Annotated in this window: 1 protein-coding gene; it reads left to right on the top strand. The window is 70.6% G+C overall.

Going from position 1 to position 1,721, the window contains the following annotated elements:
- Positions 1 to 38: 38 nt before the first annotated feature.
- Positions 39 to 1,535 (top strand): S8 family peptidase, encoded by a 1,497-nt coding sequence (locus LQT98_RS23620; protein WP_231465681.1) that lies wholly within the window; start codon positions 39 to 41, stop codon positions 1,533 to 1,535.
- Positions 1,536 to 1,721 lie beyond the last annotated feature (186 nt).

The following is a 1,721-nucleotide window of genomic DNA, read 5'->3' as shown; positions in this document are numbered from 1 at the left end:
ATCTGGAACCGGCTGCCAACATCGTCAAGGCCTGATCCATGTGGCGACGCTATCCGCGTTTGGGCGCGGCCCTGGCCTGGCTGTGGCTGGCCGCGCTGCTGGCCGGCGCCGGCGCCGACATCGCCGCCGCGGCGCCCTCCGCCGCCGGCATCACCGGCATCATCGTCAAATACCACAGCGTCTCTCAGGTGCAACTGACCCAGGCTCGCATCGCCAACGGCGGCCGCGCCCCGTCCAGCCGCCCGGCGGATTTCGCCGCCCGCACCCAACGCGTGCAGCAACTGAGCGGCAGCCCGCTGCAGTTCCATCACCAGATGGGCACCGGCGCCTATGTCTATCAAAGCGGCAAGGCGCTGAGCGTGGCCGAGGCGCAAACGCTGGCGCGCAAGATCCAGCAGGACCCGGCGGTGGAATACGCCGAGCCGGACTTCATCATGAGCCCCAACTACCTGCCCAGCAGCCCGCTGTACGCGGCCAAGCAATGGGATATGCAGGCCAGCGCCGCCGAACCGGGCGCGATGAACCTGCCGGCGGCCTGGGACCTGTCGCAGGGCGCCGGCGTCATCGTGGCGGTGCTGGATACCGGCTACCGCCCGCACGCCGACATCAAGCCCAATCTGCTGGAGCCGGGCTACAACTTCATCTCCGACGCCAAGCGCGCGCGCCTGCCGGCGGTGGCGCAGACCAATGCCGACGGCAGCCCGCTCCTGGACAGCAACGGCCAGCCGGTGCAAAGCGCGCGCACCAACAATGGCCTGGACCAGGGCGATTACAGCGACGGCAGCCTGTGCCGCGCCGGCAATAGCAGCTGGCACGGCACTCACGTGGCCGGCACCATCGCCGCGGCCGCCGGCGACGGCAACGGCCTGACCGGCGTGGCGCCCAAGTCCAAGCTGCTGCCGCTGCGGGTGCTGGGCCAGTGCGGCGGCGCCAGCTCGGACATCGCCGACGCCATGTTGTGGGCGGTGGGCGCCACCGTGCCCGGCGCGCCGGTCAACGCCAATGTGGCGCGGGTGCTGAGCATGTCGCTGGGCGGCGCCCAGCCGTGCAGCCGCACCTACCGCGACGCCATCCAGCAGGTCAACGCCCGCAACGGCGTGGTGGTGGTGGCCGCCGGCAACGCGATGAAGAACGCGCGCAACACCAACCCGGCCAGCTGCCCCGGCGTGATCACCGTCGCCGCCAACGGCAAATCCGGCGGCATCGCCTCCTACTCCAACTACGGCGCGATGACCACCGTCACCGCGCCGGGCGGCGACCTCAACAGCGGCGATCCCGGCATCTACTCCACGCTGAACAGCGGCGCCACCGTGCCGGGCGCGGATAGCTACGCCGCCTTCCAGGGCACCTCCATGGCCACGCCTCATGTCTCCGGCCTGGTGGCGCTGTTGTTGTCCGCCAACCCCAGCCTCAACTGGAAAGCGGTGCGCAATCTGCTGATCAAGACCGCGCGCCAGCCGGCGGCGGATTGCGAAGGTTGCTCCGCCGGCATCACCGACGCCGCCGCCGCGGTGCGCGCGGCCAAGGCTAACTAAAACTCTCTTTCTCTGCGCACGGGAGCGCTCTGCCGTCGCGTGTCCGGCCCTGGCCGGACACCCGGCGGCCTTTTTGTCGCCGCTCCGCTTCAGTATCATTGCCTTTCCCCCATCCCCCGCGAGCCCGCCATGCCCCTGCCCGACACCCTCACCCTGGCCGCCTTCGCCCTGCTGGCGCTGGCGCTG

The sequence above is a fragment of the Chromobacterium aquaticum genome (assembly GCF_021129195.1).
Taxonomy (GTDB): domain Bacteria; phylum Pseudomonadota; class Gammaproteobacteria; order Burkholderiales; family Chromobacteriaceae; genus Chromobacterium; species Chromobacterium aquaticum.
This window is presented reverse-complemented; position numbering and strand designations above follow the sequence as displayed.

What these genes read in the sequence shown, in the direction of transcription:
- LQT98_RS23620 (WP_231465681.1), top strand. Translation starts at nt 39, where the DNA reads ATGTGGCGACGCTATCCGCGTTTGGGCGCGGCCCTGGCCTGGCTGTGG.